Source organism: Nocardia alba NBRC 108234 (assembly GCF_001612665.1).
Taxonomy (GTDB): Bacteria; Actinomycetota; Actinomycetes; order Mycobacteriales; family Mycobacteriaceae; genus Nocardia; species Nocardia alba.
Window position 1 is genome coordinate 65,671 of the sequence record NZ_BDAX01000039.1, and the last position, 16,404, is coordinate 82,074.

Below are 16,404 nucleotides of genomic sequence, written 5' to 3' on the forward strand. Positions count from 1 at the left end.
CATCGGTGAGACAGCGCCCGAGGGGACTCTCGGGCGAGAAGTGCGTCTCCCCAGAAAGGATTCGAGCCAGATGACGGTACTCGACTCGATTCTCGACGGGGTCCGGGCGGATGTTGCCGCTCGCGAAGCCCTCCTCGATTTTCAAGCGATCAAAGCTGCTGCCGCCGCGGTCAAGGGGCCGCTGGACGCACACGCCGCGCTGCACGAGGACGGGATCGGTGTCATCGCGGAAGTGAAGCGAGCCAGCCCCTCGAAGGGCGCGCTGGCCGACATTCCCGATCCCGCCGTACTGGCCAAGGCCTACGAGGACGGCGGCGCGCGCATCATCAGCGTGCTCACCGAGGGCCGCCGCTTCGGTGGCTCGCTCGACGATCTCGATGCCGTGCGCGCCGCCGTGAACATCCCGGTGCTGCGCAAGGACTTCGTCGTCGGCCCGTACCAGATCCACGAGGCCCGTGCCCACGGCGCCGACGTGATCCTGCTGATCGTGGCCGCGCTCGAGCAGGACGTGCTGTCCTCGCTGATCGACCGCACCGAATCCCTCGGCATGACCGCCCTGGTCGAGGTGCACACCGAGGAAGAGGCCGATCGCGCCCTCGAGGCAGGCGCGACGGTGATCGGCATCAACGCGCGCAACCTCAAGACCCTCGAGGTCGACCGCGATGTGTTCGCGCGGATCGCGCCCGGCCTGCCCTCGGAGGTCATCCGGGTGGCCGAGTCCGGCATCCGCGGCACCGCCGACCTGCTGGCCTACGCCGGTGCGGGCGCCGATGCCGTGCTCGTCGGCGAAGGCCTGGTGACCAGTGGTAATCCGCGTTCGGCCGTGTCGGAACTGGTGACCGCGGGCACGCACCCGTCCTGCCCCAAGCCCGCCCGGCGGAGCATCCGGTGACGGTGCTTCCCCCGGCGAGCGCCGGCGTCGCCCAGCACTCCGACTACGAACCCGACGCGGGCGGCCACTTCGGCGTCTACGGCGGGCGCCACGTCCCCGAGGCGCTGATGGCTGTGATCGAGGAGGTCACCGCCGAGTACGACAAGATCCGCACCGACCGCGGCTTCCTCGACGAGCTCGACCGGCTGCAGCGTGACTACACCGGCCGTCCGTCGCCGGTGTTCGAATGCACCCGGCTGGCGCGGCACGCGGGTGGCGCGCGGATCTTCCTCAAGCGCGAGGACCTCAACCACACGGGCTCGCACAAGATCAACAACGTGCTCGGCCAGGCGCTGCTCGCCAAGCGGATGGGCAAGACGCGCGTCATCGCCGAGACCGGCGCGGGCCAGCACGGTGTCGCCACGGCCACCGCGTGCGCGCTGCTCGGCCTCGACTGTGTCATCTACATGGGCGCGGTCGACACCGCCCGCCAGGCGCTCAACGTGGCGCGCATGCGGCTGCTCGGTGCCGAGGTGATTCCGGTGACCACGGGTTCGCAGACGCTCAAGGACGCGATCAACGAGGCGCTGCGCGACTGGGTCTCCCACGCCGACGACACGTTCTACTGCTTCGGCACCGCGGCGGGCCCGCACCCGTTCCCGCTGCTGGTCCGTGATTTCCAGCGGGTGATCGGCCTGGAGGCGCGCGAGCAGATCCAGCTTCCGGCGCAGGCGGGCAAGCTGCCCGACGCCGTCGTGGCCTGCGTCGGCGGTGGATCCAACGCCATCGGCATCTTCCACGCCTTCATTCCCGACGCCGGCGTGCGCCTCGTCGGCTTCGAAGCGGCCGGTGACGGCGTCGAAACCGGCCGCCACGCCGCCACCTTCGCCGGGGGCACGCCCGGCGCGTTCCAGGGCGCCTACTCGTACCTGTTGCAGGACGAGGACGGCCAGACCATCGAATCGCATTCGATCTCGGCCGGTCTCGACTACCCGGGTGTCGGGCCCGAGCACGCCCACCTCAAGGACATCGGCCGCGCCGAATACCGGCCGATCACCGACACCGAGGCGATGGACGCGCTGCTGCTGCTCTCGCGCACCGAGGGCATCATCCCGGCGATCGAGTCCGCGCACGCGGTGGCGGGCGCGCTGAAGCTGGGCGTCGAGCTCGGCGAGGGTGCGGTCATCCTGGTGAATCTGTCCGGTCGCGGCGACAAGGACATGGACACGGCGGGACGCTGGTTCGGTTTGTTCGACGATGATGCCGAGGAGCACAACCAGTGAGTCAGCAGTCCCGTCTTGCGAACACCTTCGCCGCCGCGCGCCGCGAGGGTAGGGCCGCGCTGATCGGCTACCTGCCCGCGGGCTATCCCGATCTCGCCGGCTCCATCGCCGCGTGCCGTGCGCTCGTCGAATCCGGTTGCGACATCGTCGAAGTCGGCGTCGCCTACTCCGATCCGGTGATGGACGGCCCGGTCATCCAGGCCGCCGCCGAACAGGCGTTGCGCGGTGGGGTGCGCGTGCGCGATGTGTTCTCCGTCGTCGAGGCGATCACCGGCGCCGGTGGTCAGGCCGTGGTGATGAGCTACTGGAACCCGGTACTCAAGTACGGCGTCGACACCTTCGCCCGTGATCTGGCCGCGGCGGGCGGCGCCGGAATCATCACGCCGAACCTGATCCCCGACGAGGCCGACGACTGGTTCATCGCCTCGGCCACGCACAACCTGGATCGCATCTTCCTGGTCGCGCCGTCCTCGACCGAGGAGCGTCTGGTCAAGACCCTCGAAGCCTCCCGCGGCTTCATCTACGCGGCCTCGACCATGGGGGTGACCGGCGCCCGCGACGCGGTCTCCTCGGCCGCGCCCGCGCTGTGCTCGCGCATCCGCGCGCACTCCGACATCCCGATCGGCGTCGGCCTCGGCGTGCGCTCGGGTGCGCAGGCCGCCGAGATCGCCGCGTACGCCGACGGCGTCATCGTGGGATCGGCGCTGGTCTCGGCGGTGCCGGAGGGTCTCGACGCGGTCCGTGCGCTGACCGCCGAACTGGCCGAAGGCGTGCGCTCGGCGACCGTCCGGTCCTAGCTCGGAGACGATAGGCCCCGCCTCGCTGATGCGGGGCCGGGCCTATCGCTCGCTCTCGGCCCTGCCGCGAGGTTTGGTCGCCACGCCCCGTGGATCCCCCAGTGTTCACGTAGCGGCGGGCCGGACGCCGTGTGCTGTCCGGGTCGCGGCAACACGCCCGTAAGCCATTCCACTAACGTGGGGCCGGTGAACTCAGTCCTGGCCTATATTCCGAGTCCGCCCCAGGGGGTCTGGCACCTCGGACCTTTCCCGCTGCGGGCGTACGCGCTGTTCATCATTCTCGGCATCGTCGTCGCCATCTGGTGGGGTGAGCGCCGGTGGCGCGAGCGCGGTGGTCAGCCGGGTGCGGTGCTCGATGTCGCGATGTTCGCGGTGCCGTTCGGTCTGGTCGGCGGCCGGATCTATCACGTGGCCACCGATTGGCAGAAGTACTTCGGCGCGGGCAAGCACCCCGTCGAGGCGCTCTACATCTGGCAGGGCGGGCTCGGTATCTGGGGTGCGGTGTTCTTCGGCGCCATCGGCGCCTGGATCGGCTGCCGGATATACAAGATCCCGCTGCCCGCGCTCGGCGACTCCGTCGCGCCCGCGGTGCTGCTGGCCCAGGCCATCGGCCGGCTCGGCAACTACTTCAATCAGGAACTGTACGGGCGCGCCACCGAGGTGCCGTGGGGCCTGGAGATCTACGAGCGCTTCGACCCCGAGACCGGCGCGCGCGACATGATGAACGGGGTGTCGACCGGGCGGGTGCTCGAGGTCGTGCAGCCGACGTTCCTCTACGAGCTCGTCTGGAACGTGCTGGTCGTCATCGGCCTGGTGCTGCTCGACAAGCGCTACAAGATCGGTCACGGGCGCCTGTTCGCGCTCTACGTCGCCGGTTACAGCTTCGGCCGGTTCTTCGTCGAGTTGCTGCGCAACGACGAAGCAACTCACATCCTCGGCATCAGGATCAACTCGTTCACCGCCGCGCTCGTCTTCCTCGGCGCGATGGCCTATTTCGCCCTGGCGACCAAAGGCCGCGAGACCGCCGCGCAGTTGCAGCCAGCGGCGCACCCGCGCCCGTGGCCGTGGCAGTTCGCCGCCTTGCGGGCGGCAGGCGCGGCCGACAACGACGCGACGGCAGCGGACTCCGAGGCAGCGAGCGTCGACGTCACAAAGAAGTCGGATTCCTCTGCGGTAGAACATGATTCGGCAGCTGACGAGGACGTGACCGAGCTCGCGGATGCCGATGACGCGAAGGATGTCAGCGCCGCGAAGGACACCGCGCCGGTGACCGGCGAGGCTGCCGATTCGGCCACCGATGACCCCGCGGAACCGACGAAATCAGCTGTGAAGAAGTCCTGATCCACGACAGTTTTCGTGGAATCGGCGGGCGCCCGGCAACATTGCGGGCGCCCGCCGCGATGTCTCTGATGTACGGCGAGAGCCGACCGGGTGGCACCCGACAAGACAACAGCGGGCAGGACCGGCAACAATGTCCCGTGATCGTCGCGGGCGCATCGCCGTTCGGCCGATCGCCTATGGCCGGGGGCCGCGACGGGTACCCGCACGAATGATGGAGGACATGAGTGACCGACCCCTATAACCCCAATCCCCAGTACGGTCCTGACCTGAGCAAGCAGCCCGACTCCGGCTCGCAGCCGCAGTACGGTCAGCCCGCCTACGGTCAGACCTCCGATCCGTACGCCCAGCAGCCGCAGCAGCAGCCCGGCTACGGTCAGCCGCAGTACGGTGCGCCGCAGCCGCAGTACGGTCAGCCCGCTGACCCGTACGCCCAGCAGCAGCAGCCGGGTTACGGTGCCGCGCCGTACGGGGCCATGCCGCAGGGCTTCAACCCGAACGATCCGGAAGCGCCCTACGGCCGGGACATGTACGGTGTGCCGTTCTCGGACAAGCAGAAGCTGATGGCCGGTCTGCTGCAGATCTTCCTCGGCAGCTTCGGCGTCGGTCGTTTCTACCTCGGTTACACCGGTCTCGGCATCGCCCAGATCGCGGTGACCTGGCTGACCTGTGGTCTCGGCGCCATCTGGCCGCTGATCGACGGCATCATGATGCTCACCGGCAAGGTGCCCGACCCGCAGGGTCGCCCGCTGCGCGACTGATCGCCGCTCACACGGGGATGAAACGGGTGCTCCGCTACGGCGGGGCACCCGTTTCGTGTACTCGTCTTCGCCCGAACTCGTCAGGGGACAAGGCTTTCCGCCACCCGTAGCAGGTCGGTGGCACATGATTTCGTGAACACATGGGTAACTCATCGGGAACGCTCGGCCCCGTTCCGTCGATAACCGCCGGTCCGGTCGATAGGCGAGGACAACCCCGCGACCCGTAAAATTCGCGGAGCGAGGGACAAGCACTAGGCTGGGGACCGTGATGCGACGGACGAAGATTGTGTGCACTCTGGGGCCGGCCACTGCTACCCAGGATCGTATTCGTGAGCTCGTCGAAAGCGGCATGGATGTGGCCCGGCTGAACTTCAGCCACGGCGACCACGCCGACCACGCCGACAACTACAAGATGGTCCGCGCGGCCTCGGACGAGACCGGCCGCGCCGTCGGCATTCTCGCCGACCTGCAGGGCCCCAAGATCCGCCTCGGCCGCTTCGCCGAGGGCAAGACCGTCTGGGCCAACGGCGAACAGGTGCGGATCACCGTCGACGAGGTCGACGGCACCCACGACCGGGTCTCGACCACCTACAAGGAGCTCGCGCAGGACGCCAAGGCCGGTGACCGGCTGCTCGTCGACGACGGCAAGGTCGGCCTCACGGTGGAATCGGTGGAGGGCAACGACGTCGTCTGCCGGGTCACCGAGGGCGGCCCGGTGAGCAACAACAAGGGCTTGTCGCTGCCCGGCATGAACGTCTCGGTGCCTGCCCTGTCCGAGAAGGACGTCGCCGACCTCGAATTCGCCCTCGAACTGGGCGTCGACTTCATCGCGCTGTCGTTCGTGCGTTCGCCGTCCGATATCGAGCTCGTGCACGACATCATGGATCGGGTCGGTCGCCGGGTCCCGGTGATCGCCAAGCTGGAGAAGCCGGAGGCGATCGAGAACCTCGAGGCGATCGTGCTGGCCTTCGACGCGGTGATGGTCGCCCGCGGTGACCTGGGCGTCGAGCTGCCGCTCGAGCAGGTGCCGCTGGTGCAGAAGCGCGCGATCCAGATGGCGCGCGAGAACGCCAAGCCGGTCATCGTGGCCACCCAGATGCTCGAATCGATGATCGAGAACTCGCGCCCGACCCGCGCGGAAGCCTCCGATGTCGCCAACGCGGTGCTCGACGGCGCCGACGCGGTGATGCTGTCGGGCGAGACCTCGGTCGGCGCGTGGCCGATCGACGCGGTGCGCACCATGGCCCGGATCGTGACCGCGGTCGAGTCCGAGACGTCGCGGGTACCACCCCTGACCCACGTGCCGCGCACCAAGCGCGGCGTGATCTCCTACGCCGCTCGCGATATCGGTGAGCGGCTCAACGCCAAGGCGCTCGTGGCGTTCACCCAGTCCGGTGACACCGTGCGTCGCCTGGCCCGCCTGCACACCCCGCTGCCGCTGCTGGCGTTCACCCCGATGCCGGAGGTCCGCAGCCAGCTCACGCTGACCTGGGGCACCGAGACGTTCATCGTGCCCATGGTGGACACCACCGACGCGATGATCCACCAGGTGGATCAGGCGCTATTGTCGCTGGAGCGCTACCGCAAGGGTGACCTGGTGGTCATCGTCGCCGGTTCCCCTCCGGGTACCGTCGGTTCCACCAACCTGATCCATGTGCACCGCATCGGCGAAGAGGACCACTGATAGTGAGCAGTTCGATCGACATCGAGACCACGCAGGGCGAGCCGACACCCGATCTCCGGGTGTTGCTCGACCTGCTCGACCTCGAGTCGATCGGCGAGGACGTCTTCGTGGGCAACCACCCGGAGAAGGTCTGGAGCCGCACCTTCGGCGGGCAGCTGGTGTCGCAGGCGATCGTCGCCGCCGGGCGGACGGCGGGGGATCGGCCGCTGCACGCGATCAACGCGCATTTCGTGCGCGGCGGCGACGTGAAGAAGCCGATCGAATACCACGTGGAGCGCCACCGTGACGGCCGCGCGCTCGCCAACCGAACGGTGACAGCCAGCCAGGACGGTCAGGAACTGTTCGTCATGCTGGCCGCTTTCCAGGACTGGGGCAAGGGCCTCGAGCACGCGCACGAGGGCCCGGACGTGCCGGATCCGGAAACCCTGCCCCGGGTGGAGGAGAGCTTCGTCGGCTTCGAGGACAAGCTCGAGATGTTCATCAAGGCGCCGCACCCCATCGACATGCGCTACACCAATGATCCGTCGTGGATCCTCAAGGGCACCGGCGAGAAGCTCAACCACAACCGGGTCTGGATGCGCACCGACGGCGCGCTGCCGGATGATCCACTGCTGCACGTGGCCGCGCTGGGCTACTCCTCCGACACCACCGTGCTCGATTCGATCATCACCACCCACGGTTTGTCGTGGGGGCTGGACCGGATTCTCGCGGCGACGGTGAATCACTCGATGTGGTTCCATCGCCCGTTCCGGTTCGACGACTGGGTGCTCTACGCCACCGAGTCGCCGGTCGCGGCCGGCTCGCGTGGCTTGGCGACGGGCCGGTTCTATTCGCGCACAGGCGAATTGCTGGCCACGACCGTGCAGGAAGGCGTCATCCGGCATTTCCCGGCGCGCCGCTGAGCGCCGCGGTGTCGCCGCGCTGGGCAACTCAACGCAGCTCGTGGTCGAGTTCCGGGGCGACGACGTCGGTGCGCTGATGCGCGCACAGGGTGAAGGGCACGCCGTGGGTGTGGTGCGGCGGGGCCGCGCCGTAGACGGCCAGCGCCAGTCCGCGCTCGAGGTCGGCGATGTCGGCGTCGGTGAGATCGGCCGGCTCGCCGACCAGACTCAGCGCGATCTCGTAGGTGCGCTCCGCGCCCGGCTCGAGGCCGGGAAAGCTACCGCGCCACTGTGATTCGAGGTCGTGATGAACCGGATCGCTCGCGTCGACGGGCATCGTGAACCGCCAGGCGTAGACATCGCGCTCGTGTACGTGGTCGTCGAGGACCGTCCGGACACTGGCGACGATGCGGTCGAGGATCTCCGGCGTCACATACACATGGAGCGAAACATCCGAAATGCGTTTCGGCAAGTCTGTCGTCCCGTCGTGTGTCGAACCTGCAGGGGGTAACCATCCACGTCCGCGCCGAAGTCTAATGCCTGCGCGCCGTGGCGAACAGCCCTGTTTCAGCGCCCGCGCTGTGCGGCGAGGAATGCCGACAGCGGACGGCCGGGTCCACCGGGGCCGATCACGAGGCCGGGGCGATCACTGCCGTCGGAGAGTTTCGTCTGCTCGTGTGGGGCGAGCGCGCCGAGTACGGGGAACAGTAAATCGGCGATCCGGTCGCCGACCTCCAGGAACGCCGCGGGCGAAAGGCCGATCGGGTCGGCGATGTTCTCGCGGCCGACATAGGCCAGGTTATTGCGCGCGTGGTGCAGTGCGGCAATCGATTTCGCACCGGTGACCTTGGCGATGCGATGTGCCTCGGCGAGGGTGAAGGTGCGCGGGGCGATCCCGAAGGCCAATTCGCCGACCTGGTCGCGTAGGGAATCGGTCATCGTCAGCACCAGATCGGCGCGATCGACCATCTCCGGCTTGAGCTTTCGGGCTTTGAAGCCGTAGGTGTTCCCGCCGAGGCCGACGATGGTCTCGGCGGCCATCGGGTCGGGGGGAAAGCCGACCAGGGCCCTGGTGCCCGCGCTCTCCGCGGTGAGGCCGGGCAGGCCGTGATCCGCCGCGAACGCCCGGGTGAGCCGTTCGGCGATCACCGACCGGCAGACATTGGAGTTGCAGACGAACAGCACGTGCATACCGACACCGTAATCGGGTCGATTGTCACGGAGTAGGCCGGAATTGTAACCATCACAAACGTGGTACTACTTATTCACCTTTCGGTTGAACGCTGTACATCATTCACGACGCGCAAATCTGTTGTGTGTGACCGTGATACCCGCGAGATAGGAGCAGGAAACCTCGGAGTGATATGTGTCGGTCGTCACTTTTTATCGTCGTAATAATTCGATTCGGAAATAACCGGTGGCACGGTCGGTGGGGTGCCGTGCACACGGCCCCTGGTGGAGAACATCGGGCCGCGCGCGGAGACGACGGGCGCGAACGCCGCCAGTCCCGTCGCGGCGGACATGTCGTCGTAGACCGCGTCGATGCCGCCGCGCCGGAAGTAGGCCTCGTGCCAGAAGCCGGTGCCGCCGGAATCGCGCAGGAATTCGCCCCACCACTGCCGGTGCGGGTCCGAGCGCGTCCAGCGCTCCAGCGAATCCAGATCGCGCCAGTACTGCCGGGCGCCCCAATGCGGCGGAAACATCGACCAGACGATGTCCTCGTGCCGCAGCAACCCGTCGGGCCGGTCGAGGTGTGAGCGATACAACTTCGGTCCGACGCCGAGCAGCCGCAGCATGCCGCGCGGGGTGCGCACCCGCATCCCCAGCAGGATCATCACCAGGTCGGGGTAGTCATCCAGGTCGACCGTAGTTCTGTGCACACGCATGATCGCAGCCCCTTCCAAGGTGCTCTTTCGGGGTACTACGTGGCACGCGGACGTCCGGTTCGACCGGCGGTTCGCTTCCCGGCGCGCCGAGACGCTATAGTGACCGCGGTGCGCCGGGTTGGCGGAACTGGCAGACGCGACGGTCTCAAAAACCGTTGTCCGGAAGGACGTGTGGGTTCGAGTCCCACACTCGGCACCACGGCGGAAGCGCGGCGAAGGCAGCCGCGCTCCGCGGGGGAGTATCCGGCCCAGGGTGTGCGCGCATTCTGCGCGGAGGCGAAAAGGTACTCTTTACATCGCCGGTCGTGGTGTGATGCGACAGGCATCGGAATCCAGAGGGGTCGAACCTATGAGCACGAATGCAGCCGGCGCTACGCGTGAGGCCGCGGCCAAGCGGGTCGTCGTCGCCGAGGATGAGGCCTTGATCCGGATGGACCTGGTCGAGATGCTCAAAGAAGAGGGTTACGACGTCGTCGGTGAAGCGGGCGACGGTCAGCAGGCCGTGGAGCTCGCCGAGGAACTGCGCCCCGATCTGGTCATCATGGACGTGAAGATGCCGCGCCGTGACGGCATCGACGCGGCCGCCGAGATCGCGTCGAAACGTGTTGCGCCCGTGGTGATCCTGACCGCGTTCAGTCAGCGCGACCTGGTGGAGCGCGCGCGTGACGCCGGTGCGATGGCCTATCTCGTGAAGCCGTTCACGAAATCCGATCTGGTTCCCGCGATCGAACTCGCGGCCAGTCGTTTCCATGAAATCACCGCGCTGGAAACCGAAGTCGCGAACCTCTCGGACCGTTTGGAGACACGCAAACTGGTCGAGCGGGCCAAGGGCGTGCTCATGCAGACGCAGGGGCTCTCGGAGCCGCAGGCGTTCAAATGGATTCAGCGCACCGCGATGGATCGCCGCACGACCATGAAGGCCGTCGCCGAGGTCGTGCTGGAGAACCTCACTCCGCAGTGACGCGCTTCGGCACTTCGAACAGGCCGGAAGCCGTAAATGTTTACGCAAGCGAAACAATAATGTGAACTATTGCTGGACAAGAGGCGTCCGACATGATGCGAATGTGATGCGGATCTAACAAAGCGGCGATATGTTCTCTGCGGGCTGAACGTGGTCGGCCCCCTCGGTGAACCCGAGGAGCACAGGACATAGAGGTGAGACGTGCTCAGTTCGACATGGCGCAGTCGGTCGACGCGGGGAGTTCTGGTAATCGGAGCTGCCGCGTCGTTGGTGTTGTCCGGATGCAGTGACAAGTCGTCAGACGGCGGCGGTGGCGGCAACACCGATCTCTCCATCCAGTCGGTCGTTCAGCTCGACACCGCGGGCAAGGCCGTCGCCACCACCGACGCCGGTGCCGCCGCGGACCCCGCGGGCGATGGCAAGGCCAAGTGCGCGCCACTGACTCTCGGCATGGCGGGCCCGCTGACCGGCGGCAACGCCGCCCTCGGCATCAACATCATCATGGGCGTGAAGCTCGCGCTCGACCAGCACAACAAGGCCAACCCGGATTGTCAGGTCTCGGTGAAGCAGTTCGACACCGAGGGCAAGCCGCAGATCGCCAGCCAGGTGATCCCGACGATCGTCGCCGACCCGAACATCGTGGCGCTGGTCGGCCCGACCTTCTCGGGCGAGACCAAGGCGACCGGCCAAATCCTCAGTGAGGCAGGCATGCCCACGCTGACGGCGTCGGCCACGAACCCCACGCTGACCCAGAACGGCTGGAAGACCTTCTTCCGCGGCCTGGGTAACGACAACTCGCAGGGCCCGGCGGTCGCGAACTACCTGACCGGCGAGAAGGGCTTCAAGAAGATCTGCGTCGTGCAGGACAACACCGATTACGGTGCCGGTCTGGCGCAGGCGTTCATCACCGCCGCGGGCCCCGCGGCCGACGCCTCCTGCGGGACGAGCGTCAAGGAAGGCGACAAGGACTTCTCGGCAGCGGTGTCCAAGCTGTCGGCGGCCAAGCCCGACGCCATCTTCTACGCCGGCTACTACGCCGAGGCGGCCCCGTTCGTGCAGCAGCTGCGTTCCGGCGGCGTGACCGCGGCCTTCGTATCCGCCGACGGCAGCAACGATCCCGAGTTCGTCCGTCAGGCCGGTTCCTCGTCCAAGGACGCGCTGCTGTCGTGCCCGTGCAGCCCGGCGCCGGAGAAGTTCGCCGCTGATTACAAGGCGCTCAACGGCCAGGCGCCCGGCGTGTACTCCGTCGAGGGCTACGACCTGACCACGATCCTGCTCAAGGGCATCGACGCGGGCAAGGTCACCCGTGCCGAGCTGGTCGACTACGTCCGCAACTACAACGGCACCGGTGTCGCCCGCCAGTACAAGTGGGGCGAGACCGGCGAGCTGGCCAACATCCAGATCTGGATGTACCAGGTCAAGTAGTTCCGATGACGTGTGCAGCGGTGCGCGTGGCTGTGCTGCCACGCGCACCGCGCGCCTGACGCGAGAGTAACCATGACATCAGCGGCTTCGCTCGGTGTGACCCTGTTGTCCCAGGGGTCCATCGATTTCAACATTTCCGGGGTGATCGACCAGTTCTGGAAACTGACCGTGGACGGTCTCACCTACGGCTCGATCTACGCCCTGGTGGCGGTCGGCTACACGCTGGTCTACGGGGTGCTCCGACTGATCAACTTCGCCCACTCCGAGATCTTCATGCTCGGCATGTTCGGCACCTACGTGGGACTGGAGCTGCTCGGCTTCGCGCCCAGCGGCAACGTGTATTCCCAGGGCGTGCTGCTGACCGTCGTCTACCTCGGCCTGGCGATGCTGTTCGGCATGGCGGTCTCCGGCATCGCGGCGGTGGGGCTCGAACGAGTCGCCTACCGGCCGCTGCGCAAGCGTGGCGCGAAACCGCTGGCCTTCCTGATCACCGCGATCGGGATGTCGTTCGTGATCCAGGAGTTCGTGCACTACATCCTGCCCAAGATCAAGCCGGGTCTCGGCGGTTCCAATGCCCAGACCGGTATCCGGCTGGTGGAGCCGAAGGTGCAGTTCACCTTCCTCGGCGCGCAGGTCACCAATGTGGCGCTGGTGATCATCGCCGCGGCCGTGGTGCTCGCGATCACCACCGAAATCGTCATCAACAGAACCACCTTCGGCCGCGCCATCCGCGCGGTCGCCCAGGACCCCGACACCGCCACCCTGATGGGTGTCTCGCGCGAGCGGGTCATCGTGCTCACGTTCCTCATCGGCGGTCTGCTGGCAGGCGCGGCCGCCATGCTGTACACGCTCTACATTCCCACCGGCATCATCTTCTCCGGCGGTTTCATCCTCGGTATCAAGGCGTTCAGCGCCGCGGTGCTCGGCGGCATCGGCAACCTGCGCGGCGCGCTGCTCGGCGGGTTGATCCTGGGCGTCGCCGAGCAGTACGGGCAGATCCTGTTCGGCACCGAATGGCGTGACGTGGTCGCGTTCGTGCTGCTGGTGACCGTGCTGATGTTCCGGCCGACCGGCATCCTCGGCGAGAGCCTGGGGAGGGCACGCGCATGACAGACCTGACAGAAACCCCGAAAGCGCCTGTCGCGCAGCAGGATCGGCGTGGCCTCGGCGACGCGATCCGAACCTGGTGGGACGGGCTCTCGCGCCCGGCCCAGTGGGCCGTCGGCGTACCGATCATCGCCCTGCTGGCGCTGATGCCGTTGTTCCCGCCGCCGCTGCTCGACACTCCGGGTGTGAGCTTCGGCGGTGTGATGGCGCAGTTCGCCATGTACGCGCTGATCGCCATCGGCTTGAACGTGGTGGTCGGCCAGGCCGGTCTGCTCGACCTCGGCTACGTCGGCTTCTACGCCGTCGGCGCCTACACCGTCGGCCTGCTGACCAGCCCGAACAGTCCGTGGAACCAAACCGACGGCGGCTGGCTCCAGCCGGGTTGGGCGTGGGTGGCCTGCCTGCCGATCGCGGTCGCGCTGACCGCGCTGGCCGGGCTCATCCTCGGCGCACCGACCCTGCGGCTGCGCGGTGACTACCTCGCGATCGTGACGCTCGGCTTCGGTGAGATCGTCCGGCTGATGGCCGACAACCTGGGCGACCTGACCAACGGCAGCCTCGGCCTGTCCAAGATCGCCTACCCCACGGTCGGCGAGTCGCAGGAGCATCCCGGTGGCTTCTTCTCCCCGGGCAACCTCGGCGACACCAGCAGCTGGAATCCCTTCCAGCGGGCCAGCAACGGCACCTGGTGGTTCTGGCTCGGCATGGTCTTCGTGATCGTGGTCCTGCTGATCATCGGCAACCTGGAGCGCAGCCGGGTCGGCCGCTCCTGGGTGGCCATCCGCGAAGACGAGGACGCCGCCGAGATCATGGGCGTGCCGACCTTCAAGTTCAAGCTGTGGGCGTTCGTGATCGGCGCCTCGGTCGGCGGTCTGTCCGGGGCGATGTACGCCGGTCAGGTCACCTATGTGAACCCCAAACAGTTCGACATCATCCTGTCGATGCTGTTCCTGTGCGCGGTGGTGCTCGGCGGTTCGGGCAACAAGCTCGGCGTGATCGTCGGCGCGTTCCTCATCGCCTACCTGCCGATGCGGTTGCAGTCGGTGAAGCTGGTGTCCACCGAGTCGACCGGTTACCTGCTGCTCGGCCTGGACGTGGCGCTGCTGATCGTCCTGTGGTTGCTGTGGCGGTGGAAGAAGGACGCGCTGGGCGCGTGGGTCCGGCGGGCGGTGATCGGCGTGTCGATCGTGGCGGTGATCCTCGGTTTGCTGCTGTTGGGCAGCGTGTTGCTGTTCCGTCCGGGCGGCGCCCAGAACCTCGGTGACCTGAAGTACCTCTACTTCGGCATCGCGCTCGTGGTGATGATGATTCTGCGGCCACAGGGTCTGTTCCCGGTGCGGCAGAAGCTGCTCGCCTACGGCAGACAGGTGTACCAGGCCGTCTCGCGCACACCGGTGCGCAAGCCGACGGCCGAACCGAACGGAGCAGGGCGATGACGGGGCCGGGCGCGGGAGACGCGCTGTACGACAACGAAGACATGAAAGCCGGTTACCGGCCGCCGCCCGAGATCGAGCCGGCCGGCGAGGTCGACGTCACCGCGGTGCTGCCCGAACTCGCCGACGCCGAGACCGTCGCCGAGGTGGTCGCGCCGCATCGCGAGATCGAGACCGCGGTGGGCGAGCCACTGCTGCGCACCGACGGATTGACCGTGAAGTTCGGCGGTCTGACCGCGCTGGACGGGGTCAGTTTCGAGATCCGCCGCGGCGAGATCCTCGGCCTGATCGGCCCCAACGGCGCGGGCAAGACCACCTGCTTCAACGCGATCACCGGGGTGTACAAGCCCGCGGCGGGCAGCGTGCACTTCGACGGTCAGCCGCTGGCCAAGACCAAACGCAACGAGATCACCCGGATGGGCATCGCGCGCACATTCCAGAACGTGCGGTTGTTCGGTGAGATGACGGCGCTGGAGAACGTGGTCGTCGGCACCGACGCGCGCCACACCACCTCGGTGCCCGGCGCGGTGTTCCGGACCCCGAAGTTCAAACGCGAGGAGCGTGACGCCATCGAACGCGGCATGGCGCTGCTCGAGTTCGTCGGCATCGCACCGCGCGCGGTGGAGAAGGCGCGCAATCTGTCCTACGGCGATCAGCGCAGGCTCGAGATCGCGCGGGCACTGGCCACCGAGCCCAAACTGCTGTGCCTGGATGAGCCGGCTGCCGGCTTCAATCCCAGCGAGAAGTCGGCGCTGATGGATCTGATCCGCAAGATCCGCGACGACGGCTACACCGTGCTGCTCATCGAGCACGACATGCGCCTGGTGATGGGCGTGACCGACCGGATCGTGGTCCTGGAGTTCGGGCGCAAGATCGCCGACGGTCTCCCCGCCGCGGTGCGCGAGGACCCGGCGGTGATCGCGGCCTACCTCGGGGTGCCCGACGCGGACACCGTCGAGGAAGTGCGCGAGGGATCGGTCGCGGCCGCGGAGCAGGGGGCGACGGCCGACAACCTGCAGGTGCGACTGCGGGACGAGCCGAAGGCCGTGGTCGAGACCGAGGTGCCGCTGCTCGAGGTTCAGGACATGGTCGTGAACTATGGCCGGATCGAAGCGCTGCACGGCATTTCGCTCTCGGTCGCCCAGGGCGAACTGGTGACCCTGCTCGGCGCCAACGGTGCGGGCAAGACCACGACCATGCGGGCGATGTCGGGGCTGCTGCCGCTCACCTCGGGGCGAATCCTGTTCCAGGGCAAGGACATCACCACTATGAAGGCCCACGATCGGGTGGTCGAAGGTCTCATCCAGGCGCCGGAGGGTCGTGGTGTCTTCCCCGGCATGACGGTCGCGGAGAACCTCGACATGGGTTGCTACGGCAGGCCTTTCGGCAAGAAGACCGAATACCAGCAGACGCTGGACTGGGTCTTCGAACTGTTCCCCCGCCTGGCCGAACGTCGCAAGCAGGTCGGCGGCACGATGTCGGGTGGCGAACAGCAGATGCTCGCCATCGGTCGCGCCCTCATGGCCCGGCCGAAGCTGCTGCTGCTCGACGAGCCGTCGATGGGTCTGGCTCCGATGGTGATCCAGCAGATCTTCCGGATCATCAGCGAGATCAACCGCCAGGGGACGACGGTCTTGCTCGTGGAACAGAACGCTCAGCAGGCGCTGACCCGCAGCGATCGCGCGTACATCCTGGAGACCGGAGAGGTCACGAAGTCGGGGCCGGGGGCGGGGTTGTTGACTGATCCCGCGGTGATGTCGGCCTACTTGGGTGTCGACTGAATTGTCGGTGGTGCGGGGGCTCGGTGGTGCGGGTTCGTCGGTGACGTGGTTGCCGGTCGCGGATCGTCGGTGATGTGGCTGGTAGTCGCGGGTGTGAGGGTGACCTGGGGTTCGGTAGTCCCAGGAGGTTTGACGCTGTGTTTATTGGAGCGCTGGCGCGCTCGAGTCGCGGCCCTGAGGGGCCGCCGGTCAGGCA

General features: G+C 67.3%; 15 protein-coding genes, 1 tRNA gene and 1 pseudogene. 14 read left to right on the forward strand and 3 right to left on the reverse strand.

Features of this window, described 5'->3' with window-relative positions; translation table 11 throughout:
- Positions 1 to 70 precede the first annotated feature (70 nt).
- The 7 genes from trpC to NA12_RS30790 all read left to right on the forward strand — a co-directional run bounded on the left by trpC (position 71) and on the right by NA12_RS30790 (position 7,636).
- The gene (gene trpC, locus NA12_RS30760; RefSeq protein ID WP_067459522.1) at positions 71 to 892 is read left to right on the forward strand and encodes an indole-3-glycerol phosphate synthase TrpC; all 822 of its coding nucleotides are present in this window, start codon (positions 71 to 73) and stop codon (positions 890 to 892) included.
- Complete coding sequence (gene trpB, locus NA12_RS30765; RefSeq protein WP_174551147.1) at positions 889 to 2,154, forward strand: tryptophan synthase subunit beta; 1,266 nt, start codon at positions 889 to 891, stop codon at positions 2,152 to 2,154. The genes trpC and trpB overlap by 4 nt, the downstream gene beginning before the upstream one ends.
- The gene (trpA, locus tag NA12_RS30770) at positions 2,151 to 2,951 is read left to right on the forward strand and encodes a tryptophan synthase subunit alpha (protein WP_067459528.1); all 801 of its coding nucleotides are present in this window, start codon (positions 2,151 to 2,153) and stop codon (positions 2,949 to 2,951) included. Before trpB ends, trpA begins: the two co-directional genes overlap by 4 nt.
- A 177-nt stretch (positions 2,952 to 3,128) precedes the next feature.
- The gene (lgt, locus tag NA12_RS30775; protein ID WP_084473254.1) at positions 3,129 to 4,292 is read left to right on the forward strand and encodes a prolipoprotein diacylglyceryl transferase; all 1,164 of its coding nucleotides are present in this window, start codon (positions 3,129 to 3,131) and stop codon (positions 4,290 to 4,292) included.
- Between the two features lie 224 nt (positions 4,293 to 4,516).
- Positions 4,517 to 5,050: a TM2 domain-containing protein gene (locus NA12_RS30780; RefSeq protein ID WP_067459531.1), complete on the forward strand. Its 534-nt coding sequence runs from the start codon at positions 4,517 to 4,519 to the stop codon at positions 5,048 to 5,050.
- A gap of 265 nt (positions 5,051 to 5,315) precedes the next feature.
- Complete coding sequence (gene pyk / locus NA12_RS30785) at positions 5,316 to 6,734, forward strand: pyruvate kinase (protein ID WP_132370267.1); 1,419 nt, start codon at positions 5,316 to 5,318, stop codon at positions 6,732 to 6,734.
- Positions 6,735 to 6,736: 2 nt separating this feature from the next.
- Positions 6,737 to 7,636: an acyl-CoA thioesterase gene (locus NA12_RS30790; protein ID WP_243655119.1), complete on the forward strand. Its 900-nt coding sequence runs from the start codon at positions 6,737 to 6,739 to the stop codon at positions 7,634 to 7,636.
- A gap of 28 nt (positions 7,637 to 7,664) precedes the next feature.
- Here NA12_RS30790 and NA12_RS30795 read toward each other — a convergent pair whose 3' ends face one another.
- The 3 genes from NA12_RS30795 to NA12_RS30805 form a co-directional block, all read right to left on the reverse strand.
- Positions 7,665 to 8,048 (reverse strand): hypothetical protein, encoded by a 384-nt coding sequence (locus NA12_RS30795; protein ID WP_084473272.1) that lies wholly within the window; start codon positions 8,046 to 8,048, stop codon positions 7,665 to 7,667.
- Between the two features lie 134 nt (positions 8,049 to 8,182).
- Positions 8,183 to 8,806: an arsenate reductase/protein-tyrosine-phosphatase family protein gene (locus NA12_RS30800; RefSeq protein ID WP_067459540.1), complete on the reverse strand. Its 624-nt coding sequence runs from the start codon at positions 8,804 to 8,806 to the stop codon at positions 8,183 to 8,185.
- A gap of 185 nt (positions 8,807 to 8,991) precedes the next feature.
- Positions 8,992 to 9,501, reverse strand: coding sequence for a monooxygenase family protein (locus NA12_RS30805; protein WP_067459543.1), 510 nt, complete (start codon positions 9,499 to 9,501; stop codon positions 8,992 to 8,994).
- Positions 9,502 to 9,613: 112 nt separating this feature from the next.
- On the opposite strand from NA12_RS30805, the gene NA12_RS30810 reads away from it, so the two are divergent.
- From NA12_RS30810 to NA12_RS34805, 7 genes and pseudogenes are all read left to right on the forward strand, one after another.
- Positions 9,614 to 9,700 (forward strand) — tRNA-Leu (locus tag NA12_RS30810).
- A 150-nt stretch (positions 9,701 to 9,850) separates the two neighbouring features.
- Complete coding sequence (locus NA12_RS30815; RefSeq protein ID WP_056824610.1) at positions 9,851 to 10,462, forward strand: ANTAR domain-containing response regulator; 612 nt, start codon at positions 9,851 to 9,853, stop codon at positions 10,460 to 10,462.
- A 267-nt stretch (positions 10,463 to 10,729) separates the two neighbouring features.
- Positions 10,730 to 11,887, forward strand: coding sequence for a branched-chain amino acid ABC transporter substrate-binding protein (locus NA12_RS30820; protein WP_084473260.1), 1,158 nt, complete (start codon positions 10,730 to 10,732; stop codon positions 11,885 to 11,887).
- A gap of 72 nt (positions 11,888 to 11,959) precedes the next feature.
- On the forward strand, positions 11,960 to 12,997 hold the full coding sequence (locus NA12_RS30825) for a branched-chain amino acid ABC transporter permease (protein WP_067459546.1): 1,038 nt from the start codon (positions 11,960 to 11,962) through the stop codon (positions 12,995 to 12,997).
- Positions 12,994 to 14,430 carry a branched-chain amino acid ABC transporter permease gene (locus tag NA12_RS30830; protein ID WP_067459549.1) on the forward strand — a complete coding sequence of 479 codons (1,437 nt, stop codon included), beginning with the start codon at positions 12,994 to 12,996 and terminating at the stop codon, positions 14,428 to 14,430. The genes NA12_RS30825 and NA12_RS30830 overlap by 4 nt, the downstream gene beginning before the upstream one ends.
- Positions 14,427 to 15,380 (forward strand): annotated as a pseudogene (locus NA12_RS34800) (ABC transporter ATP-binding protein); the annotation flags it as partial. The gene NA12_RS30830 and the pseudogene NA12_RS34800, both read left to right, overlap by 4 nt.
- 132 nt (positions 15,381 to 15,512) lie before the next feature.
- A complete protein-coding gene (locus tag NA12_RS34805; RefSeq protein ID WP_243655127.1) occupies positions 15,513 to 16,208 on the forward strand; it encodes an ABC transporter ATP-binding protein in 696 nt (231 codons plus the stop codon).
- The last annotated feature ends 196 nt before the right edge of the window (positions 16,209 to 16,404 follow it).